This is a genomic window from Pseudomonas triticicola, assembly GCF_019145375.1.
Lineage (GTDB): Bacteria > Pseudomonadota > Gammaproteobacteria > Pseudomonadales > Pseudomonadaceae > Aquipseudomonas > Aquipseudomonas triticicola.
Window position 1 is genome coordinate 2,568,640 of sequence record NZ_JAHSTX010000001.1, and the last position, 23,131, is coordinate 2,591,770.

Sequence of the window (23,131 nt, forward strand, 5' to 3'; positions counted from 1 at the left end):
TCAAGATTCAAAGCCAAATCGCAGACAAAGAAAAGCCCGGCCTGAGCCGGGCTTTTCCATCAGCGGCAGCTAATTACTTAGCTTGAGCTTCAACCTGCGCTTCTACGCGACGGTTTACAGCGCGGCCAGCGTCAGTTTTGTTGTCAGCAACTGGGCGGGATTCGCCGTAGCCAACAGACTGAACGCGGGACGATTCAACACCGTACTGGTTGGTCAGAACTTGCTTAACGGCGTTTGCACGACGCTCGGACAGTTTCTGGTTGTAAGCGTCAGGACCGACGGAGTCAGTGTGACCTTCAACAGTAGTGGTGGTGGATGGGTACTGCTTCATGAAGTCAGCCAGGTTCTTGATGTCGCCGTAGCTGTTAGGCTTGACTACCGACTTGTCGAAGTCGAATTTCACGTCCAGCTCAACACGAACAACTTCAGCAACTGCTGGGCAGCCATCAGCGTCAACGGTTACGTTGGCTGGGGTGTCCGGGCACTTGTCAACGTTGTCGCAAACGCCATCGTTGTCGCTGTCGGAGCAGACTTCAGCAGGTGCTGGAACTGGAGCAGCAGCTGGCTTGGAGCCGCCACCGAAGTTCACACCGATACCGACGCTAGGAGCCCACTCGGTGTCGCCCTGGTCGATGTTGTACTGAGCTTCAACGCCGGCACGGGCGTAGAAGTTCTCGGTGAAGTACAGCTTGGCACCGCCGCCAACGTTGGCGAAGGTGGAACGGTTACGACCGTTCGAACCGTTCTGGTCGATGCTCTGGTCAGAGAAACCGGCCGAAACGTATGGACGAATCATGTCGCCTGGGTTGTTGAAGTGGTACAGAGCGTCCAGAGCGGTGTTAGCGCCTTTGACGTTCTTGCCATCGTCGGCACGTACGTTGTGCACTTCGTCGTAGCCCAGACGCAGTTCAACGTCGTCGGTCAGGAAGTAACCGATCGAACCGCCGAACAGGTTGCCGTTGTTCTTGAAGTTACGAGCGCTGTCGAATTGTTCTTTCTTAGCGAAGCCTTCGATTTCAACTGCGCCTTGGCCTTGTGCCAGAGCGCCGAACGAAGTGGCGGCAATCAGAGAACCAATGGCCAAGCCCAAGGTGTTTTTCAGTTTCATCCGTTAAATCCCCATCTGGTGATTGTGAAGCAGTCCCGCAAACCGGGGGACAACTCGGCGGCAAGTCTATCAGAACTTGCCTACACGTAAGAGATATTTGCGCTGAACTAAGTTTCAGCAATGCCTGCAAATTTCTCACGCAATTTATCTAGAGCGCGTTTGTAACGCATTTTTGTCGCACTCAAACCCATGTGCATGATGTCTGCGATCTCCTGAAACTCCAGCTCTGCGACAAATCGTAGCACCAGAATTTCGCGGTCAATCGGATTCACATACACCAGCCAGCGATCAAGCCCACCCTTCTCCTCCGGCTTCGGCGCCTTTTCTTCAGACGCTTCTTCAAGAGGGTCCAGACTGAGAGCGTCCATCAAGCGACGCTTACGCCGTTCCTTCCGATACTGCGTGATGCATTCGTTGTAAGTGATGCTGTAAAGCCAGGTTTTGAACTTCGATTTCCCCTCGAAGTTCTTCAGGCCGTACAGCACCTTCAGCATCACTTCCTGACAGACATCGTCTGCGTCGCGATCGTTCCCGAGATATCTCGCGCAGACGTTAAATAATGTTCGCTGGTAACGCCGCATCAACTCTTCGTAGGCGCGCGTTACGTGAAACAGCTCGGTATGCGAGCGCGCGACCAACTCCTCATCAGAGAGCTCGCGGGGGTCGTAGCGCGTGGATAGCGGTTGGGCTTTATTCAAAACAAGTCGTGCCGACAGTCAGGTCAATGTCCGCCACAACCAGCCTCGGCTGGCATTTTGCGGCGGCATACATTAGCAGGGTTTGCCGGTTTAGCGGCTACTCACATGCTGTTCCAGCAGGATCCGATTGGAGAGAGAGACTAGCTCACCCTCATCGGTCAGCAATGTGGTTTTAACCGTGCCGATCTCTTCGATCTGGCCTTCGACCTCGCCAACACGCACTTGTTGCCCAACCTCGTACAGCTCACGCACATAGATTCCCGCAAGAATCTGACCGGCAATTTCCCGGCTTCCCAAACCCATGGCCAGCGCAACTGCCAGACCAACGGTAATCAATACGATGACGATCACATGGTTCAGCAGGTCGGTCTTGACCTCGAGCTGGCTGATCGCCACCGAGATGCTGATGATGATCACCAGTCCCTGCGCGATTCGTCCCAACCCCGAAGCGTAGTCCAGGCCTACGCCTTCTGCTGCGCCGCGCACCAGCCCGTTGGCCAGTTGCGCCAGCAGGACACCGACCAGCAGCACCAGCGCGGCGCCGAATACTTTCGGCAGATACAACGCCAGCATGTCCAGCGTAGCTGAAACTCGCTCAAGGCCAAGGGATTCTGCCGCAGATACCAGAAAAATCAGCAGAACGAACCAGTAGACGATTTTACCGATCAGCGTCGAGATCGGCACCTGCAGCCCGGCACGCGACATCAGCTTGGTCAGCCCGGTGCCGCCCATCAGGCGATCGAGGCCGAGTTTTGCGAGCAATTTGGAGAGCAAGGTGTCGAGCAGCTTGGCCACGACGAAACCCAACAGCAGCACAACCAGTGCGCCGAACAGATTCGGAATGAAGTTAGCGACTTTGGTCCACAACGCAGTCATTGCAGTGACGAGGCTCTGAGTCCAGAGATCAAGTTCCATATTCAATCAGCCTTATCAGCAGTGCGAGCAGTGGTTTTACGAAGACGGGAAACCGGCGAGACATGCGCCGAGCCATTGTTCAGGGCGATCATCAGCGCGGGCAGCCAGCGGCCCAGCAGGCTGAACAGATCACCGGCGCCGACCTGGCGGTTGGCGGTTTTGAGTACGCGGCCAAGGCACGCATCGTCGTCGCGGCTGGACGGCGAAGCGTTGAGCATGTCGCGCAAAGACTGTTCAAACGGATCGTGCATACGCACCTCTCGTGATGTCTGTGAAAGACGCGGGCAGATTTACTCGGGTCACATGCGCCATGTTCACACCCAGCGCAATCGACGGAACAACCACCACTGGCCGAATGCCAGGGCGAGCACCGTCAGACAGGCGATCAGGAAGCCATACGGGCTTTCGGCGAAGGGAATACCGCCGACATTTATCCCGAGCAGACCGGTGATGAAACTCATCGGCAAAAAGATGCAGGTAATGATGCCGAAGCGATACATGGTGCGGTTCATGTGCACGCTCAGACGCCGGTCTTCGGCCTCCAGCACAAGCCCCACGCGCTCTCGGGTCAATTCCAGCTCTTCCAGATAACGGGTCAGGCTGTTGTTCAATTCGTTCCAGTAGTCGGCGTCGTCTTCGACGAACCACGGCAGTTTGATCCGCGTCAGCTGTCCGAAAATATCCCGCTGTGGCGCGAGAAAACGCTTCAGCCCAGCGGCTCTGCGGCGGATGTGCAAAATCGCCCCATGCTCAGGCGTATACCGTTCGTCGGCGTCGAGCTTTTCTTCTTCCTCATCGACCACTTCCGACAGGCATGTGACCAGATCCTGCACTTTATTAGTGAGGAACTGCGCCAGATACAGCATCAATTCCGAGGAAGTTCTCGGCCCTTTGCCCTCACCCAGCAGCGCCAGCAACTCATCCGTAGCGCGCAACGGACGCAAGCGCAGGGAAATCACTCGCTGAGCCGAGGCGAAAATCCGCACCGAAACCATGTCTTCCGGCTCGGCGCCCGGGTTGAGATTGACCCCGCGCAGAAACAGCAACAGCTCGGAGTCGGGCAATGGCAACAGACGCGGGCGGGTATTCTCTTCCAGCAACAGATCGCAGGTGAATTCATTGAGCCCGCTGGATTTGCGCAGCCAGGTCTGGGTCTGCGGATGGCTGCGATCCCAGTGCAGCCACAGGCTTTCATGGGCCTGCAGCTGCAAATCGTCGAGCTCAGTCCGGGCTATCGAACGCGCACCGCCCTTGCCGTCCAGCACCAGGGCATGCACCAGCCCCCATTGCGCGTTTTCTTCCTCGAACATCCGCATCCCTTGTCGAAAAGCTTATTCAGGCATTTTCAGCGGGCTCGGCGACACGATCACGCCGTTGTTGTCCGCATAAATGTACTGGCCCGGGTGGAACGTCACGCCGGCGAAAGTCACCGGGACGTTGAGGTCGCCAATGCCGCGCTTGTCGGTTTTCATCGGATGGCTGGCCAGCGCCTGCACGCCGAGATCGGTCTGGGCGATGACGTCGACGTCACGGATGCAACCGTAGATGACCAGCCCTTCCCAGCCATTCTGCGCAGCCTTGGCGGCGATCATGTCGCCCAGCAGGGCGCGGCGCAGCGAACCGCCGCCATCAACCACCAACACCTTGCCCTTGCCATTGAGTTCGGCCTGCTCCTTGACCAGCGAATTGTCTTCGAAGCATTTGATGGTCACGATTTCGCCGCCGAAGGAATCCCGGCCGCCGAAATTGCTGAACATCGGTTCCAGCACCTGCACCAGCTCCGGGTAGGCGTCGCACAGGTCAGGCGTAAGGTAATGTTCCATCGAAAAACTCCTGTAACAAGGAAGACGATCAAGGATGCCGCATTCTGATGAGACGAGTTCCGGCGGTCGCTGTTTACCTTAGCCCATGCCATGGTCGCTGAGCGAACCTGAACCGCGGCTGAAACGTTATCGCTAAACAGTCACGAAATATGACCGGAACCGCACAATGCGTCATATCTTAGCCGCAAGCCAGGCTGAACGGAACGCCCCTCACACTGCAGCGGCCAGATCCGTCGTCTGCGCCAGCAATGGCGTCTGCTGATCGTTCAACCAGCGCGCCACCAGCGGCCACACCTCAGCCTGCGCCGCTTTGCTCACCAACATTTCGACATGGCCGAAATTGTCCGAGAAGCCCTGCTCGCGGCCCAGGTTGATGAACTGCTTGTGCTCGGAGCCGATCTGCTCGAACAGCTTGCGGCAGGCCCATGCCGGATCCTGATGATCGCCCGCTGCGGTCACGGCCAACACCGGCACCTGCACCTCGGCAAGCCCGGCCCACCAGTCCTTGTCCTTGTCGCCGAAGCGGCCGAACAAGCCGTACCAGCGCATGCTTTCGATGGCCAGGCCGATCGGCTCGTCTTCCGGGCCGCGTTTGAGGCGTGAGCCGGACAACTGCGCGAAACGCTTGAGAATAAAGCGCCCGCCCCACTCCACCGGTGGGATTTTCAACGGCCAGTAGGTGCGGCTGACCTGAGTGCCGAAAAACGCCGCCGAGGCCACGGCCGGTCCACCGAGATACTCGCCGCCGAGCGCTGCTGCCAGGGTGATGCCGCCCAGCGAATGGCCGATCCAGTGCGGGATCTGTCCGCTCTGTTCACGCACGAACGCGGCAATCGCCGGCAGATCGTAGCGGGCGTAGTCGGCCACACGATTGCGCCGGTAGTCCTCATTGCGCTGGGACAGGCCGTGACCGCGCATTTCCGGGATCCACACGTCGAAGCCCAGCCGCGTCAGATACGCGCCGAGCCCGAGGCCTTTGGGGGAAAACCAGAAGCGCCGATTGGAAAAGCTGCCGTGCAACAGAATCACCGGCACGCCGCGTGGCGCCGTGTCATCGGCCATGCCCAGGCGGGTGACGGCGATTTCCACGGACCAGTCCGGGCTGTTGCCGGGTTTCAATCGATAGACGTCTTCGCTCAGATCGCCGCGCCGCTCGGCGCTGATCAGCGCGACAGGAAACAGGTTGCTGCTGCTTTGCATAATGCTCTTGCACAAAAAAGGGCGGCATCCGCTGGAGCCCGCCCTACTTAAATCTCAAGGCCCGCTCCCACATGGGGCGCGGGCCAATTACATACTGATCAAGCCTGGCCTTCGGCGAGGAAGAACCAGGTTTCCAGCACGGTGTCCGGGTTCAGCGACACGCTTTCAATGCCCTGTTCCATCAGCCACTTGGCCAGATCCGGGTGGTCCGAAGGACCCTGACCGCAGATGCCGATGTACTTGCCGGCCTTGTTGCAGGCCTGAATGGCGTTGGCCAACAGCTTCTTCACCGCCGGATTCCGCTCGTCGAACAGGTGCGCGATGATCCCCGAATCGCGGTCCAGACCCAAAGTCAGTTGGGTCAGGTCGTTGGAGCCGATCGAGAAGCCGTCGAAGAATTCGAGGAATTCCTCAGCCAGAATCGCGTTGGATGGCAGTTCGCACATCATGATCACGCGCAGACCGTTCTCGCCGCGCTTCAAGCCGTTCTCGGCGAGCAGATCGACCACCTGGCTGGCTTCGCCGAGCGTACGGACGAACGGCACCATGATTTCAACGTTGGTCAGGCCCATCTCGTTGCGCACGCGTTTCAATGCGCGGCATTCGAGCTCGAAGCAATCGCGGAACGATTCGCTGATGTAACGCGAAGCACCACGGAAACCCAGCATCGGGTTCTCTTCTTCCGGCTCGTAGAGCTTGCCGCCGATCAGGTTGGCGTATTCGTTGGACTTGAAGTCCGACAGACGCACGATGACTTTCTTCGGCGTGAACGCTGCAGCCAGGGTGCTGATGCCTTCCACCAGTTTGTCGACGTAGAAGTCGACCGGGTCGCTGTAACCGGCAATACGCTTGTCGACGCTGTCCTTGATTTCCTGCGGCAGGCCGTCGTAGTTCAACAGCGCTTTCGGGTGCACGCCGATCATGCGGTTGATGATGAATTCCAGACGCGCCAGACCGACGCCGGCGTTCGGCAATTGGGCGAAGTCGAAGGCGCGATCCGGATTGCCGACGTTCATCATGATCTTGAACGGCAGCTCCGGCATGGCGTCGACGGAGTTCTTCTTGATGTCGAAGCCCAGTTCGCCTTCGAAGATGTAACCGGTGTCGCCTTCGGCGCAGGACACGGTCACGCCTTGGCCATCCTTCAGCAGTTGGGTGGCGTTGCCGCAACCAACCACTGCTGGAATGCCCAGCTCACGGGCGATGATCGCCGCGTGGCAGGTACGTCCGCCACGGTTGGTGACAATGGCGCTGGCGCGCTTCATCACTGGTTCCCAGTCCGGGTCGGTCATGTCGGATACCAGCACGTCGCCCGGCTGGACTTTGTCCATCTCCGAGACGTCTTTGATGATGCGTACTTTGCCGGCGCCGATGCGCTGGCCGATCGCACGGCCTTCCACCAGCACGGTGCCGGTTTCCTTGAGCAGGTAACGTTCCATCACGTTGGCCTGGGTGCGGCTTTTCACGGTTTCCGGACGCGCCTGGACGATGTACAGCTTGCCGTCGTCACCGTCCTTGGCCCACTCGATGTCCATCGGGCAGCCGTAGTGCTTCTCGATGATCATCGCTTGCTTGGCCAGCTCACTGACTTCGGCGTCGGTCAGGCAGAAACGCGCGCGTTCGGCTTTGTCGACATCGACGGTCTTGACCGAACGACCGGCCTTGGCCTCGTCGCCGTAGATCATCTTGATGGCTTTGCTGCCCAGGTTGCGGCGCAGGATGGCCGGACGCCCGGCTTCCAGCGTGCCTTTGTGTACGTAGAACTCATCCGGGTTGACCGCGCCTTGTACGACGGTTTCGCCCAGGCCGTAGGCGCCGGTGATGAACACCACGTCACGGAAACCGGATTCGGTATCGAGGGTGAACATCACGCCGGCGGTGCCGGTTTCCGAACGCACCATGCGCTGCACGCCCGCCGACAGCGCGACCAGTTTGTGGTCGAAGCCCTGGTGCACGCGGTAGGAAATCGCCCGGTCGTTGAACAGCGAAGCGAACACCTCTTTGGCGGCGCGGATTACGTTTTCCACACCACGGATGTTCAGGAAGGTTTCCTGCTGACCGGCGAAGGAAGCGTCCGGCAGGTCTTCGGCGGTGGCGGAAGAACGCACAGCCACGGCCACGTCAGGATTGCCGGCCGACAGCGCGGCGAACGCGGTGCGGATCTCGGTATTGAGCTTTTCAGGGAATTCGGCGTCCATGATCCATTGACGGATCTGCGCACCGGTCTTGGCCAGGGCATTGACGTTGTCGACGTCGAGCGCGTCGAGGGCCTTGTGGATCTGCTCGTTCAGGCCGCTCAGTTCGAGGAAGTCACGATAGGCCTGAGCCGTCGTGGCGAAGCCGCCGGGGACCGAAACACCGGCGCCTGCCAGGTTACTGATCATCTCGCCCAGGGATGCGTTCTTGCCCCCCACATGCTCAACATCGTGTTTGCCGAGCTTATCGAGGGAAACTACGTACTCTACCAAGGTGATCTCTCCACTAACTGTGTTGGAAAAGCTCAGAAACCGGCGGCCCGGGGGAGCCTTGGCCGGTTGTATGGCCTGGACCTGGAAAATAAGTGAGAATGCGGGCCAATGGCGGCCGGCAAATCGCGCCTATCATATCCAAGATTCGTTACTAGCTTAAGGCCCAAGGTGCAAATGAAACGATCTGCTTTCTTCATCTCCGATGGCACCGGCATTACCGCCGAAACCCTGGGTCAAAGCCTGTTGGCGCAGTTCGAAAACATTACCTTCAGCAAATTCACGCGGCCCTACATCGACAGCGTGGAAAAAGCGCGGGCCATGGTACAACAAATCAACAAAGCCGCTGAAACCGACGGCTTTCGCCCGATCATCTTCGACACCATCGTCAATCAGGACATTCGTGAGATTCTCGCAACGTCCAATGGTTTCATGATCGACATTTTCTCGACCTTCCTCGCGCCGCTCGAACAGGAGCTCACCGAGCACTCTTCCTACACCGTCGGCAAGTCCCATTCCATCGGGCACAACTCCAATTACATGGAGCGCATCGAGGCGGTGAACTTCGCCCTCGACAACGATGACGGCGCGCGCACCCACTATTACGACAAAGCCGATCTGATACTAGTGGGCGTGTCGCGATGCGGCAAAACGCCGACGTGTCTGTATATGGCCATGCAGTTCGGCATCCGCGCGGCCAACTATCCGCTGACCGAAGACGACATGGAGCGCCTGACCCTGCCGACGGCCCTGCGCGCCCATCAGCACAAGCTGTTCGGCCTGACCATCGACCCCGACCGCCTCACGGCGATCCGCAATGAGCGCAAGCCCAACAGCCGTTATTCGAGTTATGCCCAATGCGAATTCGAAGTGCGCGAAGTGGAGAACCTGTTCCGCCGCGAGAACATTCCGCACATCAATTCCACGCATTTCTCGGTGGAAGAGATTTCGGCGAAGATTCTCGTGGAAAAAGGCGTTGAGCGGCGGTTCAAGTAGTCCGGCGTCGCCTGATCTGACGCCTTCGCGAGCAGGCTCGCTCCCACAGTGGACCTGCATCGTAACGACTGTGGGAGCGAGCCTGCTCGCGAAGAACGATAACGCGGTCTGTCAGATCACAAACAGGTCGATGAATCGATTCACCGCTGTGGCTTCCAGCCGCGCCTGATCCTCACAGAGCGCAAATATTTCAGCGCAACGCTGCCCGGCAAACCGCGTGGCCAGATTGGCCTTGAATTTGTCCTCCAGCAACGGAATGCCCTCGGCGCGGCGGCGGCGATGGCCGATCGGGTACTCCACTACGACGTTGTCGGTGCTGCTGCCGTCCTTGAAAAACACCTGCACGGCGTTGGCAATCGAGCGTTTGTCAGGCTCAAGGTATTCGCGGGTGAAGCGCGGTTCTTCAACGATGAGCATTTTTTCGCGCAGCACATCGATGATCGGATGCGCCTTGTGGAAGTCGTCTTCGTAGTGCTCCGCCACCAGATTGCCGAATGCCAGCGGCACGGCGGTCATGTATTGCAGGCAATGATCGCGGTCGGCGGCGTTGGCGAGCGGGCCGACCTTGGAAATGATGCGGATCGCCGATTCATGAGTGGTGATGACGATGCCGTCGATCTCATGCAGCCGATTGCGAACCAGCGGATGCAAGGTCACCGCCGCCTCGCACGCCGTCTGCGCATGGAATTCGGCGGGGAAACTGATCTTGAACAGCACGTTTTCCATCACGTAACTGCCGAACGGCCGGGAAAAGCTGAAAGCGCGCTTGTCCTCGGGCTTGAGCGCCAGATCGTTGTTGCTGTGGCTGAACGATACGTCATAGAAACCCCACTGCTTCGCGCTCAACACACCGGGAATGCCCATCTCGCCGCGCATGGCGATGTCGGCCAGACGCACGCCGCGACTCGCCGCATCCCCCGCCGCCCAGGATTTGCGCGAGCCGGCGTTGGGCGCATGGCGATAGGTGCGCAGAGCCTGACCGTCGGCGAAGGCGTGGGACAGTGCCGACAACAGCTGCTCGCGATTGGCGCCCATCAGTCGGGCACTGACGGCCGTCGAGGCGACTTTCACCAGAATGACGTGATCCAGTCCTACCCGGTTAAAGGAGTTTTCCAGAGCGATCACGCCTTGAATCTCGTGGGCCATGATCATTGCTTCCAGCACATCGCGGACCCTCAGCGGTGCCTCACCGTTGGCGATGCGTTTCTGTGACAGGTGATCGGCCACGGCGAGGATGGCACCGAGGTTGTCCGATGGATGCCCCCATTCGGCGGCGAGCCAGGTGTCGTTGTAGTCGAGCCAGCGGACAATGCAGCCGATATCCCAAGCGGCTTTGACCGGATCGAGGCGATAAGGGGTACCTGGCACTCGTGCACCGAACGGTACAACCGTGCCTTCAACGATCGGGCCGAGGTGTTTCGTGCATTCGGGGAAACGCAGGGCCAGCAGACCGCAGCCCAGCGTGTCGATCAGGCAATTGCGCGCGGTGTTCAGCGCCTCGGCGGATTCGGGCTTGAAGGTGAGGACGTAGTCGGCGATGTCCTGCAGGACTGCGTCGTAATCGGGGCGGTTGTTCAGGTCGACGTTGGCGCTCATGTTCGATTCACTCGTGAAGTGGTTCGTTGATGGGACCTCGGTTCAGGGCTAACGATTTCTTATGATTGAAATGCAATCCCCTGTGGGAGCGAGCCTGCTCACGAAGGCTGAGCGTCAGTCAACATTTGCATGTCTGATGCATCGCTTTCGCGAGCAGGCTCGCTCCCACAAGAATATTGCTGTTGCTTAAAAGCAATCGCCGGGCACGCGGACATAGCCTTCCATTAGCACCCGCGCACTGCGGCTCATGATGGCTTTCTTCACCACCCATTCGCCATTCTCCAGCGTCGCCTCGGCGCCCACGCGCAACGTACCGGACGGATGTCCAAAGCGCACGGCATTGCGTTCAACGCCACCAGCAGCAAGATTGACCAACGTCCCGGAAATCGCCGCCGCCGTGCCGATCGCCACTGCTGCCGTGCCCATCATCGCGTGGTGCAGTTTGCCCATCGACAACGCGCGCACCAGCAGATCAACGTCACCAGCGGCAATCGCTTTTCCACTCGACGCTACGTAATCCGCTGGCTTGGCAACGAACGCAACTTTCGGCGTGTGTTGCCGCTTGGCGGCTTCTTCCAGATTGGCGATCAGGCCCATGCGCAACGCACCGTAAGCGCGAATGGTCTCGAACATCAGCAGCGCTTGCGGATCACTGTTGATTGCGCCTTGCAGTTCGGTGCCGGTGTAACCGATGTCTTCGGCGTTGACGAATATCGTCGGGATCCCGGCGTTGATCATCGTCGCCTTGAACGTGCCGACACCCGGTACTTCCAGCTCATCGACCAGATTGCCGGTGGGGAACATCGAGCCACCGCCGCCCTCTTCTTCCGCCGCCGGATCCATGAATTCGACCTGCACTTCGGCCGCCGGAAAGGTCACGCCGTCGAGTTCGAAATCACCGGTTTCCTGCACTTCGCCGTCGGTGATCGGCACGTGGGCGATGATGGTCTTGCCGATGTTGGCCTGCCACACGCGCACCACCGCGACACCGTTTTGCGGGATGCGGCTGGCGTCGACCAGACCGTTGCTGATGGCAAACGAACCGACCGCCGCCGAGAGGTTGCCGCAGTTGCCGCTCCAGTCGACGAACGGCTTGTCGATCGACACCTGACCGAACAGGTAGTCGACGTCGTGATCGGCACGGGTGCTTTTCGACAGGATCACGGTTTTGCTGGTGCTCGACGTCGCACCGCCCATGCCGTCGATCTGCTTGTCGTAGGGATCGGGGCTGCCGATCACTCGCAGCAACAAAGCGTCGCGCGCCGGGCCTGGAACCTGCGCTGCTTCGGGCAGATCCTTGAGGCTGAAGAACACGCCTTTGCTGGTGCCGCCGCGCATGTAGGTGGCAGCGATTCTGATTTGTGGTGCGTGAGCCATGGTGCTCCTTACCGAAGGCATGGGACTTGAAATCCCATGCCCACACGTTGATTTAAACGGCGACCGCCGATCCTTCGAGGAAGTCCTGAGCAAAGCGCTGCAACACGCCGCCGGCCTCGTAGATCGACACTTCTTCAGCGGTATCGAGACGGCACGTCACTGGCACTTCGACGCGCTCGCCGTTCTTGCGATGAATCACCAGCGTCAGATCCGCACGCGGCTTGCGCTCGCCGATCACGTCGTAGGTTTCGCTGCCATCGATGGCCAGGGTGTGGCGGTTGGTGCCGGGTTTGAATTCCAGCGGCAACACGCCCATGCCCACCAGGTTGGTGCGGTGAATGCGCTCGAAACCTTCAGCGGCAATCGCCTCGACACCGGCCAGGCGAACGCCTTTCGCCGCCCAGTCACGGGACGAACCCTGACCGTAGTCAGCGCCAGCGATGATGATCAGCGGCTGCTTGCGTTGCATGTAGGTTTCGATGGCTTCCCACATACGCATGACCTGGCCTTCCGGCTCGACACGCGCCAGCGAACCCTGCTTGACCTTGCCGTTTTCCACGACCATTTCGTTGAACAGTTTCGGGTTGGCGAACGTTGCGCGCTGGGCGGTCAGGTGGTCGCCACGGTGGGTGGCGTAGGAGTTGAAGTCCTCTTCCGGCAGGCCCATTTTCGCCAGGTATTCGCCGGCGGCGCTGTCGAGCATGATCGCGTTCGATGGCGACAGGTGATCAGTGGTGATGTTGTCCGGCAGCACCGCCAGCGGGCGCATGCCCTTCAGCGGACGGGCGCCGGCCAGCGCGCCTTCCCAGTACGGCGGACGGCGGATGTAGGTGCTCATCTCGCGCCAGTCGTACAGCGGCGCGACTTTCGGCCCGGTGTCTTCATGCACGGCGAACATCGGAATGTAGACCTGACGGAACTGCTCAGGCTTGACCGACGACTTCACCACCGCATCGATTTCTTCGTCGCTCGGCCAGATGTCTTTCAGGCGAATTTCCCGACCATCGACCACGCCCAGCACATCCTTCTCGATATCGAAACGGATGGTCCCGGCGATCGCGTAGGCAACCACCAGCGGCGGCGAAGCAAGGAATGCCTGTTTGGCGTACGGGTGAATGCGGCCGTCGAAGTTGCGGTTGCCGGAAAGCACGGCGGTTGCGTACAAATCGCGGTCGATGATCTCTTGCTGGATCAGCGGATCGAGGGCGCCGGACATGCCATTGCAGGTGGTGCAGGCAAACGCCACAACGCCGAAACCGAGCTGCTCCAGCTCAGTGGTCAGCCCCGCTTCATCGAGGTACAGCGCCACGGTTTTCGAACCGGGCGCCAGCGAGGATTTGACCCACGGCTTGCGCGTCAGGCCGAGCTTGTTGGCATTGCGCGCCAACAGGCCAGCGGCGATGACGTTGCGCGGGTTGCTGGTGTTGGTGCAACTGGTGATGGCGGCGATGATCACTGCGCCGTTGGGCATTTGCCCCGGCACGTCATCCCACTGGCCGGAGATGCCTTTGGCCGCCAGATCGGACACCGCGACGCGGGCGTGCGGGTTGCTCGGGCCGGCCATGTTGCGCACCACCGAGGACAGATCAAAAGTCAGGCCGCGCTCGTATTGCGCGCCTTTCAAGCTGTCAGCCCACAGGCCAGTCAACTTGGCGTATTGCTCGACCAATTGAACCTGCTGGTCTTCACGACCGGTCAGTTTCAGGTAATCGATGGTCTGCTGGTCGATGTAGAACATCGCCGCCGTGGCGCCGTATTCCGGGGCCATGTTGGAAATTGTGGCGCGGTCGCCGAGGGTCAGCGCTGCTGCACCTTCACCGAAGAACTCCAGCCAGGCACCGACGACTTTCTGTTTGCGCAGGTATTCGGTCAGGGCCAGGACCATGTCGGTAGCGGTGATGCCCGGCTGCAGCTTGCCGGTCAGTTCGACGCCAACGCTTTCCGGCAGACGCATCCACGACGCACGGCCGAGCATCACGCTCTCGGCTTCGAGGCCGCCAACGCCGATCGCGATCACACCGAGCGCATCGACGTGCGGCGTGTGGCTGTCGGTGCCGACGCAGGTGTCGGGGAACGCCACGCCTTCGCGCACCTGAATCACCGGGGACATTTTCTCCAGGTTGATCTGGTGCATGATGCCGTTGCCCGGCGGGATCACATCGACGTTCTTGAAGGCCTTTTTGGTCCAGTTGATGAAGTGGAAACGGTCTTCGTTGCGGCGATCTTCGATGGCGCGGTTCTTCTCGAAGGCCTGGGCATCGAAACCGCCCGCCTCGACGGCCAGCGAGTGGTCGACGATCAATTGCGTCGGCACTACCGGGTTGACCTGCGCCGGGTCGCCGCCCTGCAAAGCGATGGCATCGCGCAGGCCAGCGAGGTCGACCAGCGCGGTCTGGCCGAGGATGTCATGGCAGACCACCCGCGCCGGGAACCACGGGAAATCGAGATCGCGCTTGCGTTCGATCAGTTGCTTGAGCGAGTCGGTGAGCGTGGCCGGGTCGCAGCGACGCACGAGGTTTTCCGCCAGCACGCGTGAGGTGTACGGCAGGGTGTCGTAGCTGCCAGGCGCAATCGCCTCGACCGCCGCGCGGGTGTCGAAGTAATCCAGCGGCGTGCCGGGCAGGTTCTTGCGGAATTCTGTGTTCATCGGGTCAGGACTCGGGTCACGGTGATTTCAAAGGGTGAGGCCAGACACCTGAGTTGCACACCGTCCACTGTGGGAGCGAGCCTGCTCGCGAAAGCGGTAGATCAGTCGACATCAATGTTGAATGTCAGTCCGTCTTCGCGAGCAGGCTCGCTCCCACAGGGTCTAGCGGGGTTCTCTGGTTCCGGGTCAGCTCACCATTCAGCGACGTTCGATTGGCACGAACTTGCGCTGTTCGACGCCGGTGTATTCGGCGCTCGGGCGGATGATGCGGTTGTTGGCGCGTTGTTCGAACACGTGCGCGGCCCAGCCGGTCAGGCGCGAGCAGACGAAGATCGGCGTGAACAGCTTGGTCGGGATACCCATGAAGTGGTACGCCGAGGCATGGTAGAAGTCGGCATTCGGGAACAGTTTCTTCTGCTCCCACATGGTCTTGTCGATGGCTTCCGAGACTGGGAACAACACCTTGTCACCGACCTCGTCCGCGAGTTTTTTCGCCCAGCCCTTGATCACCTCGTTGCGCGGGTCGCTGTCCTTATAGATCGCGTGGCCGAAGCCCATGATCTTGTCCTTGCGCTCGAGCATGCCCAGGGTGCCTTTGATCGCCTCTTCCGGTGAACCGAAGCGCTCGATCATTTCCATCGCCGCTTCGTTGGCGCCACCGTGCAACGGGCCACGCAGCGAACCGATCGCCGCCGTCACGCACGAGTACAGATCCGACAAAGTCGAAGCGCAAACCCGTGCGGTGAAGGTTGAGGCATTGAATTCGTGTTCGGCGTAGAGGATCAGCGACACGTTCATGACTTTGACGTGCAGTTCGCTCGGCTTCTTGCCGTGCAGCAAATGCAGGAAGTGGCCGCCAATGGTCGGCTCGTCGCTGACGCAGTCGATGCGCTTGCCGTCGTGGCTGAAGCGATACCAGTAGCACATGATCGCCGGGAACGCGGCGAGCAGACGGTCGGTCTTGTCGCGCTGTTCGGAGAAGTCTTTCTCCGGTTCGATGTTGCCGAGGAATGAGCAACCGGTGCGCATGACGTCCATCGGATGCGCGTCAGCCGGGATGCGCTCAAGCACTTCCTTGAGCGCTTGCGGCAGGTCGCGCAGCTTGCTCAGTTTGCTTTGATAGTCGGCCAGTTGCGCTTTGGTCGGCAGTTCGCCGTACAGCAGCAGATAGGCGACTTCTTCAAATTGCGCGTCGGCGGCCAGTTCACGCACGTCGTAGCCGCGATAGGTCAGCCCGGCACCGGCCTGGCCCACGGTGGACAATGCGGTTTGCCCGGCAACCTGGCCACGGAGCCCGGCGCCACTGAGTACTTTTGCTTCGGCCATTGTTGTCTCCAATCTTCTTGAATTTGTATGGGGAAACTTGTGGGAGCGAGCCTGCTCGCGAAAGCGCTGGATCAGTCGACATCAATGTTGGATGTCAGTCCGTCTTCGCGAGCAGGCTCGCTCCCACAGGGTTTTGTTCAGCCTTTCTTCTGTGCAAACAACGCATCGAGCTTCTGCTCGAACGTGTGGTAATCGATACGATCGTAAAGCTCCATGCGAGTCTGCATGGTGTCGATGACATTCTGTTGCGTGCCGTCGCGGCGGATCGCCGTGTAGACATTTTCCGCCGCCTTGTTCATCGCGCGGAACGCCGACAGCGGGTACAGCACCAGCGACACATCGGCGCCGGCCAGTTGTTCGGTGGTGTACAGCGGCGTTGCGCCGAACTCGGTGATGTTGGCCAGGATCGGTGCTTTCACACGGTTGGCGAACAGCTTGTACATGTCCAGCTCGGTAATCGCCTCAGGGAAAATCATGTCAGCGCCGGCCTCGATGCACGCCGCCGCACGATCAAGTGCCGATTCCAGACCTTCCACTGCCAGTGCGTCGGTACGCGCCATGATCACGAAGCTGTCATCGGTACGGGCATCGACGGCGGCTTTGATGCGATCGACCATTTCCTGCTGGCTGACGATTTCTTTATTGGGGCGATGGCCGCAGCGCTTGGCGCCGACCTGATCCTCAATGTGAATTGCCGCCGCGCCGAACTTGATCATCGACTTGACCGTGCGCGCGACGTTGAAGGCCGACGAGCCAAAACCGGTGTCGACATCCACCAGCAGCGGCAGGTCGCAAACGTCGGTGATACGGCGCACGTCGGTCAGCACGTCGTCCAGCCCGGTGATGCCCAGATCCGGCACACCAAGCGAGCCTGCGGCCACGCCGCCGCCGGACAGGTAGATCGCCTTGAAACCGGCGCGCTTGGCCAGCAGCGCGTGGTTGGCGTTGATCGCGCCGACCACTTGCAAAGGATGCTCGCTGGCGACCGCATCGCGGAAGCGCTGGCCCGGCGTGTTCAGGATGGAAGTCATGCATCACCTCGTTCAGTGGCTGTCTTGTTGTGGGCGCCGTCCTCGTAGTGACGGGCGATGTTGCGTTTCGAGGCGCCGATGTGGCGGCGCATCAACAGTTCCGCGAGCTCGCCGTCACGGTCGGCGATGGCATCGAGAATGCGGTGGTGTTCGGCGAAGGCCTGGTGCGGGCGGTTCGGCGTGGTGGAAAACTGGATGCGGTACATGCGCACCAGTTGATACAGCTCGCCGCAGAGCATCTGCGTCAGCGTGCGATTGCCGCTACCCTGGATGATCCGGTAATGAAAGTCGAAATCGCCTTCCTGCTGGTAGTAACCGACGCCGGCCTGAAACGCCGCATCGCGCTCGTGGGTTTCCAGCACCCGGCGCAGTTCGTCGATCTCCTCGACGCTCATGCGCTCGGCGGCGAGGCGGCAGGCCATGCCTTCGAGGGATTCACGGATTTCATAGAGTTCGATCAATTCGGCATGGCTGAGGGAGACCACCCGCGCACCGACATGCGGCACACGCACCAGCAAGCGCTGGCCCTCAAGACGATGGATTGCCTCGCGCAACGGCCCGCGACTGATGCCATAGGTGCGCGCCAGTTCCGGCTCGGAGATCTTGCTGCCCGGGGCGATCTCGCCTTTGACGATGGCGGCCTGAATGCGCCGGAAGACGTTTTCCGATAGCGTCTCGGAATCGTCACCGCTGATGACCGGGGGATCGAGTTGATCCAGCATGATTGTCGACACCTTTAAATCCAATGCGGCAAAAACTAGCCAATAAGACCGAATCAGTCAAAGGATAAATAGGTATTGTCGACAATCGTCTAATAACCGCTGCCAATCGATCATCTATTACTGTGGGAGCGAGCCTGCTCGCGAAGGCGGCAGGTCAGTCGGCTTCTGCATCGAATGACACAGCGCATTCGCGAGCAGGCTCGCTCCCACAAGGGTGGCACCCCTTGCAGGTTTTGGGTCGGCGCAAGCGCTGGCGCCATAAAACCACCGTGCTAGAATGCCGCCCGCATTTGCGGGTCTTTAGTACGGCTTGCCATAAAAAGCTGCCAGGCACACGCGGGGGCTTGCGCACGGTTGCGCGGGCACCTGAACCGATAACGGAACGCTGCGCACCAGGATTTATGAGACTCAAGCCTTTCCCCACCTTTTTTGCTCTGTTTTGCCTGCCCGGCCTCGCCGCCGCGGGGGAAAAAACCGTGTACGGCCTCAACGAATACGCTTCGCTTGACGGCATCAATCTCGAAGTTGCGGCCAAACTCGACACCGGGGCGAAAACCGCCTCGCTGAGCGCCCGCGACATCAAACGCTTCAAACGCAACGGTGAATCCTGGGTACGTTTCTACCTGGCCATCGACGCCGCGCATTCACACCCCATCGAACGGCCGCTGGCGCGGGTCAGCAAGATCAAGCGCCGCGCCGGCGACTACGATCCGGAAGAAGGCAAGCAGTACACCGCCCGCCCGGTCATCGAGCTGGATATCTGCATGGGTTCGGCATTGCGCAGCATCGAAGTGAACCTCACCGACCGAAGTGCGTTCCAATACCCGCTTTTGATCGGCTCCGAGGCGCTGAAACGCTTCGACGCGCTGGTCGACCCCAGTCTTAAATACGCTGCCGGCAAACCTGCCTGCACCATCGCCGCTCACACCGCCGAGTAATTTCCATGCGTTCTCTAACCTTCCACCTGAAAATCCTGATCGCCGTACTGGTGCTGCTGGGCGTTTCGGTTACGGCCTATCAGATTTTCGTGCTTGGCATCCCGGTGACCGAAGACGCCACCGACGACCTGTGGAACATCGATGCCAAGGTCGAGTTCGTCGCCAGCACCAAGGATCCGGTGAAGATCCAGATGTTCGTGCCGCCGTTGAGCCGCGACTACGTCAGCCTCAACGAAAGCTTCATCTCCAATAACTACGGCGTCGCGGTGAACCGCATCGACGGCAACCGCAAGGTGACCTGGTCGGCCCGCCGCGCCAAGGGCAACCAGACCTTGTATTACCGTCTGGTGCTGACCAAGCGCTACACCGCGGAAAAATCCAAGATCAAAGGCCCGACCTTCCGTGACAGCATGGTCATCGAAGGCCCGGAAAAAATCGCCGCCGAAGCCCTGCTCGCGCCGATCCGCCAACACTCGGCCGACGTCGAAACCTTTATTGGCGAGGCGATCAAGCGCGTCAACAATGTCAACGACGACAACGTCAAATTGCTGCTGGCCGGCGATCCGTCGACTTCGCACAAAGCCAAGATCGTCGAACTGCTGCTGTCGATTGCCCACGTTCCGGTAGAAAAAGTCCACACCATCCGCCTCGTCGCCGATCAGCCCCAGACACCCGAACTGTGGCTGCGCAGCTTCAACGGCAACGACTGGCTGTACTTCAATCCGGAAACCGGTGAGCAAGGCCTGCCGACCGACCGCCTGCTGTGGTGGACCGGCGATGAAAACCTGATCACCGTCGACGGCGGCAAGAAAGCCAACGTGACCTTCAGCCTGAACAACAGCGAGATGAACGCGATTCGTCTGGCCAAGCTGACCGACGAAAACACTGACGCCAACTTCCTCGATTATTCGCTGTACGGCTTGCCGCTGCAGACCCAGCAGACCTTCATGATCATGGTGATGATCCCGATCGGCGTGCTGGTGATCCTGATCCTGCGCAACCTGGTCGGCCTGCAGACGCTGGGCACATTCACCCCGGTGCTGATCGCCCTCGCCTTCCGCGAAACGCAACTGGGCTTCGGCATTCTGCTGTTCACTGTCATTACCGCGCTGGGCCTGTCGCTGCGCTCGTATCTCGAACATCTGAAACTGCAAATGCTGCCGCGCCTGTCGGTGGTGCTGACGTTCGTTGTGGTGTTGATTGCGGCGATCAGTCTGTTCAGCCACAAGCTGGGGCTTGAGCGTGGCTTGTCGGTAGCGCTGTTCCCGATGGTGATTTTGACCATGACCATCGAACGCCTGTCGATCACCTGGGAAGAACGCGGCGCCAACCATGCGCTGAAAGTCGCCATCGGCACGCTGTTCGCCGCCTCCCTGGCGCACCTGATCATGACTGTGCCGGAGCTGGTGTACTTCGTGTTTACCTTCCCGGCGATCCTGCTGATTCTGGTCGGTTTCATGCTGGCGATGGGTCGCTATCGCGGCTACCGCCTGACCGAACTGGTACGTTTCAAGGCCTTCCTGAAGAAGGCTGACGCCTGATGTTCGGTTTCTGGAAGACCTGGAAGGCCCTCGAGGCGCGCGGCATCATGGGCATCAACCGCCGAAACGCGGACTACGTGCTCAAGTACAACAAGCGCAGCCTGTACCCGATCGTCGATGACAAGATCCTCACCAAGGAACGCGCCATCGCCGCCGGCATCCACGTGCCGGAGCTGTACGGGGTGATCTCCACCGAGAAGGAAATCGACAAGCTCGACGAGATCATCGGCGGGCGCAGCGACTTCGTGATCAAACCGGCGCAGGGCGCGGGTGGCGACGGCATCATCGTCATCGCCGACCGTTTCGAAGGCCGCTATCGCACGGTGTCGGGCAAGATCCTCGCCCACGAAGAGCTGGAGCATCACATCTCCAGCATCCTCACCGGCCTGTACTCGCTGGGCGGCCACCGCGACCGCGCACTGATCGAATACCGCGTGACCCCGGACCAGATCTTCAAAAGCATCAGCTACGAAGGCGTGCCGGACATCCGCATCATCGTGCTGATGGGTTACCCGGTGATGGCGATGTTGCGTCTGCCGACCCGCCAGTCCGGCGGCAAGGCCAACCTGCACCAGGGCGCCATTGGCGTTGGTGTGGATCTGGCCACCGGATTGACCCTGCGCGGCACCTGGCTGAACAACATCATCACCAAACACCCCGACACCACCAACGCGGTGGATGGCGTGCAACTGCCCTACTGGGACGGTTTCATGAAACTCGCCGCCGGCTGCTATGAGCTGTGCGGGCTGGGTTATATCGGTGTGGACATGGTGCTCGATCAGGAAAAGGGTCCGTTGATTCTCGAACTGAATGCACGGCCGGGGCTGAACATTCAGATCGCCAACGATTGCGGCCTGACCTTGCGCACTCACTCGGTTGAAGCGCGGCTGGAAGAGCTGAAGGCGCGGGGCGTTAAGGAATCGGTAGAAGAGCGGGTGGCGTTTACCCAGGAGATGTTTGGGCATATTCCTGCGGTCGAGGGCTAAAAGCTGAAAAGCCCCTCACCCTAGCCCTCTCCCGGAGGGAGAGGGGACTGACCGTGGTGGATGCGAGAGCTGCGCCGACCTGAAATACCCGGTCGAACTCCGGCCTTGAAAAGCATGAAGATCGGCTCCCTTTCCCGAAATAACGAGCGGATTTGGGATCTTGAAAAGCATGCAGATCGGCTCCCTTTCCCCCTCGCCCCCTTGGGGGAGAGGGCTGGGGTGAGGGGGAGGCTTTTGACTTTGATCTGGCAGCGCAGAGGACTACAATCCCCACCCCGCCTCAACGGCCGATCTGCCCCGCCCATGCTGACCTGCTCCGTACACCCACTGCCCTACCGCGCCAACCCCGCCGACTATTTCGCGGCCATTCGCAACGCACCCGGCGCCGTGCTGCTCGACAGCGGCCGGCCGAGCGCTGAACGCGGCCGTTATGACTTGCTCAGCGCCTGGCCGCTGGAACAACTGGCGGTGTTGCCGGAGGAAAGCGGTGCGAATTTCCTCCAGCGCCTGCGTGACCATCTCAGCCGCCTGGGCGAAGCTCAGTTGCCTACCGGGTATGAATTACCATTCGCCGGCGGATTGATCGGTTATCTGAGCTACGACTTCGGCCGCCATCTGGAAAACCTGCCAAGTCAGGCGCTGGATGACCTGCAACTGCCCGATGCGCGTTTTGGCCTGTACGACTGGGCGTTGATCAGTGATCACCACGGGCAAACCAGCCAATTGGTCTTTCATCCAACGCTTGTCGACAGTGAACGGCAGCGATTGGTCGCGCTGTTCACTCAGCCTCAAGTTGACGCGCTGGCGCCCTTCAAACTGAACGCCCCGATGGCCGCTGATCTCTCGGCCGACGATTACCGTCAGGCCTTCGAACGCATTCAGGACTACATCCAGGCCGGCGACTGCTATCAGGTCAACTTCGCGCAACGCTTTCGTGCGGAATGCCAGGGCGATCCGTGGCTGGCTTACTGCGCTTTGCGTCAGGCCTGCCCGACGCCGTTCTCCGGGTTCCAGAGCCTGCCCGACGGCGGCGCAGTGCTGAGCCTGTCACCGGAACGTTTCGTCAGAGTCAGCCAGCGCCAAGTCGAAACCCGTCCGATCAAGGGCACCCGCCCCCGTGGCGTCACCCCAGCCGAGGACGCTGCCAACGCCGCCGAACTGCTGGCCAGCCCCAAGGACCGCGCGGAAAACCTGATGATCGTCGACCTGCTGCGCAACGACCTCGGGCGCACCTGCCGCATCGGCTCGGTGCGGGTGCCGGAGTTGTTCAGTCTGGAAAGCTATCCGAACGTGCATCACCTGGTCAGCAGCGTGACCGGTGTACTGGCGGCGGATCGTGATGCGCTGGACCTGATCGCTGGCAGTTTCCCCGGCGGCTCGATCACCGGCGCACCGAAGATTCGGGCGATGCAGATCATCGACGAGCTGGAGCCGACCCGGCGCGGTCTGTATTGCGGCTCGTTGCTGTATCTGGACGTGCGCGGCGAGATGGACAGCTCCATCGCCATTCGCAGTCTGCTGGTCAAGGATGGCCAGGTGTGCTGCTGGGGCGGCGGCGGGATCGTCGCTGATTCGGACTGGCAGGCGGAGTATCAGGAGTCGATGACCAAAGTGCGGATCCTGCTCGATACCCTGCAGAACCTCTGAAGCATCGCGAGCAGCCTCCCACACCGATCGTTCCCACGCTCCTGCGTGGGAATGCAGCCCGGGACGCTCCGCGTCCCTTTCAGAAGCCGAACGCGGAGCGTCCGATGAGGCGTTC

General features: G+C 60.2%; 19 protein-coding genes. 5 read left to right on the forward strand and 14 right to left on the reverse strand.

Annotation, left to right across the window (positions count from 1 at the left end):
* Positions 1-73: 73 nt before the first annotated feature.
* The 8 genes from KVG85_RS11345 to ppsA all read right to left on the reverse strand — a co-directional run bounded on the left by KVG85_RS11345 (position 74) and on the right by ppsA (position 8,212).
* Entirely contained in the window at positions 74-1,108 is a 1,035-nt protein-coding gene (locus tag KVG85_RS11345) for an OmpA family protein (RefSeq protein WP_016773833.1), read from the reverse strand.
* Between the two features lie 107 nt (positions 1,109-1,215).
* On the reverse strand, positions 1,216-1,806 hold the full coding sequence (sigX, locus tag KVG85_RS11350; protein ID WP_016773832.1) for an RNA polymerase sigma factor SigX: 591 nt from the start codon (positions 1,804-1,806) through the stop codon (positions 1,216-1,218).
* A gap of 90 nt (positions 1,807-1,896) precedes the next feature.
* On the reverse strand, positions 1,897-2,721 hold the full coding sequence (locus KVG85_RS11355) for a mechanosensitive ion channel family protein (RefSeq protein ID WP_016773831.1): 825 nt from the start codon (positions 2,719-2,721) through the stop codon (positions 1,897-1,899).
* A 2-nt stretch (positions 2,722-2,723) separates the two neighbouring features.
* A complete protein-coding gene (locus tag KVG85_RS11360; RefSeq protein WP_003223293.1) occupies positions 2,724-2,972 on the reverse strand; it encodes a hypothetical protein in 249 nt (82 codons plus the stop codon).
* A 63-nt stretch (positions 2,973-3,035) separates the two neighbouring features.
* On the reverse strand, positions 3,036-4,031 hold the full coding sequence (gene cmaX / locus KVG85_RS11365) for a divalent cation transporter CmaX (protein WP_123443118.1): 996 nt from the start codon (positions 4,029-4,031) through the stop codon (positions 3,036-3,038).
* Between the two features lie 21 nt (positions 4,032-4,052).
* A complete protein-coding gene (gene rraA / locus KVG85_RS11370) occupies positions 4,053-4,544 on the reverse strand; it encodes a ribonuclease E activity regulator RraA (RefSeq protein WP_016773829.1) in 492 nt (163 codons plus the stop codon).
* 210 nt (positions 4,545-4,754) lie between these two features.
* Positions 4,755-5,744, reverse strand: a complete 990-nt coding sequence (locus tag KVG85_RS11375; protein WP_217863909.1) for an alpha/beta fold hydrolase — start codon at positions 5,742-5,744, stop codon at positions 4,755-4,757.
* A 98-nt stretch (positions 5,745-5,842) separates the two neighbouring features.
* On the reverse strand, positions 5,843-8,212 hold the full coding sequence (gene ppsA, locus KVG85_RS11380) for a phosphoenolpyruvate synthase (protein ID WP_217863910.1): 2,370 nt from the start codon (positions 8,210-8,212) through the stop codon (positions 5,843-5,845).
* A gap of 174 nt (positions 8,213-8,386) precedes the next feature.
* Here ppsA and ppsR point away from each other — a divergent pair, with 174 nt between their 5' ends.
* Positions 8,387-9,205 carry a posphoenolpyruvate synthetase regulatory kinase/phosphorylase PpsR gene (ppsR, locus tag KVG85_RS11385; RefSeq protein WP_016773826.1) on the forward strand — a complete coding sequence of 273 codons (819 nt, stop codon included), beginning with the start codon at positions 8,387-8,389 and terminating at the stop codon, positions 9,203-9,205.
* A gap of 111 nt (positions 9,206-9,316) precedes the next feature.
* On the opposite strand, the gene prpD is transcribed toward ppsR, so the two are convergent.
* The 6 genes from prpD to KVG85_RS11415 all read right to left on the reverse strand — a co-directional run bounded on the left by prpD (position 9,317) and on the right by KVG85_RS11415 (position 17,901).
* On the reverse strand, positions 9,317-10,801 hold the full coding sequence (prpD, locus tag KVG85_RS11390; protein WP_217863911.1) for a 2-methylcitrate dehydratase: 1,485 nt from the start codon (positions 10,799-10,801) through the stop codon (positions 9,317-9,319).
* A 186-nt stretch (positions 10,802-10,987) separates the two neighbouring features.
* Positions 10,988-12,178: a 2-methylaconitate cis-trans isomerase PrpF gene (gene prpF / locus KVG85_RS11395; RefSeq protein WP_217863912.1), complete on the reverse strand. Its 1,191-nt coding sequence runs from the start codon at positions 12,176-12,178 to the stop codon at positions 10,988-10,990.
* A gap of 52 nt (positions 12,179-12,230) precedes the next feature.
* On the reverse strand, positions 12,231-14,825 hold the full coding sequence (gene acnD / locus KVG85_RS11400; protein ID WP_217863913.1) for a Fe/S-dependent 2-methylisocitrate dehydratase AcnD: 2,595 nt from the start codon (positions 14,823-14,825) through the stop codon (positions 12,231-12,233).
* A gap of 198 nt (positions 14,826-15,023) precedes the next feature.
* Positions 15,024-16,151, reverse strand: a complete 1,128-nt coding sequence (gene prpC, locus KVG85_RS11405) for a bifunctional 2-methylcitrate synthase/citrate synthase (protein ID WP_130900793.1) — start codon at positions 16,149-16,151, stop codon at positions 15,024-15,026.
* Between the two features lie 137 nt (positions 16,152-16,288).
* Positions 16,289-17,182 (reverse strand): methylisocitrate lyase, encoded by an 894-nt coding sequence (prpB, locus tag KVG85_RS11410; RefSeq protein ID WP_122602820.1) that lies wholly within the window; start codon positions 17,180-17,182, stop codon positions 16,289-16,291.
* The gene (locus tag KVG85_RS11415) at positions 17,179-17,901 is read right to left on the reverse strand and encodes a GntR family transcriptional regulator (RefSeq protein ID WP_177180867.1); all 723 of its coding nucleotides are present in this window, start codon (positions 17,899-17,901) and stop codon (positions 17,179-17,181) included. The genes prpB and KVG85_RS11415 overlap by 4 nt, the downstream gene beginning before the upstream one ends.
* A gap of 404 nt (positions 17,902-18,305) precedes the next feature.
* On the opposite strand from KVG85_RS11415, the gene rloA reads away from it, so the two are divergent.
* From rloA to pabB, 4 genes are all read left to right on the forward strand, one after another.
* Positions 18,306-18,842, forward strand: a complete 537-nt coding sequence (gene rloA, locus KVG85_RS11420; RefSeq protein ID WP_039762988.1) for a retropepsin-like aspartic peptidase RloA — start codon at positions 18,306-18,308, stop codon at positions 18,840-18,842.
* 5 nt (positions 18,843-18,847) lie between these two features.
* The gene (gene rloB, locus KVG85_RS11425; RefSeq protein ID WP_217863914.1) at positions 18,848-20,383 is read left to right on the forward strand and encodes an osmotic stress tolerance membrane protein RloB; all 1,536 of its coding nucleotides are present in this window, start codon (positions 18,848-18,850) and stop codon (positions 20,381-20,383) included.
* Positions 20,383-21,369, forward strand: a complete 987-nt coding sequence (locus KVG85_RS11430; RefSeq protein ID WP_217863915.1) for an alpha-L-glutamate ligase-like protein — start codon at positions 20,383-20,385, stop codon at positions 21,367-21,369. Before rloB ends, KVG85_RS11430 begins: the two co-directional genes overlap by 1 nt.
* 303 nt (positions 21,370-21,672) lie before the next feature.
* Positions 21,673-23,016: an aminodeoxychorismate synthase component I gene (pabB, locus tag KVG85_RS11435; RefSeq protein WP_217863916.1), complete on the forward strand. Its 1,344-nt coding sequence runs from the start codon at positions 21,673-21,675 to the stop codon at positions 23,014-23,016.
* Positions 23,017-23,131 lie beyond the last annotated feature (115 nt).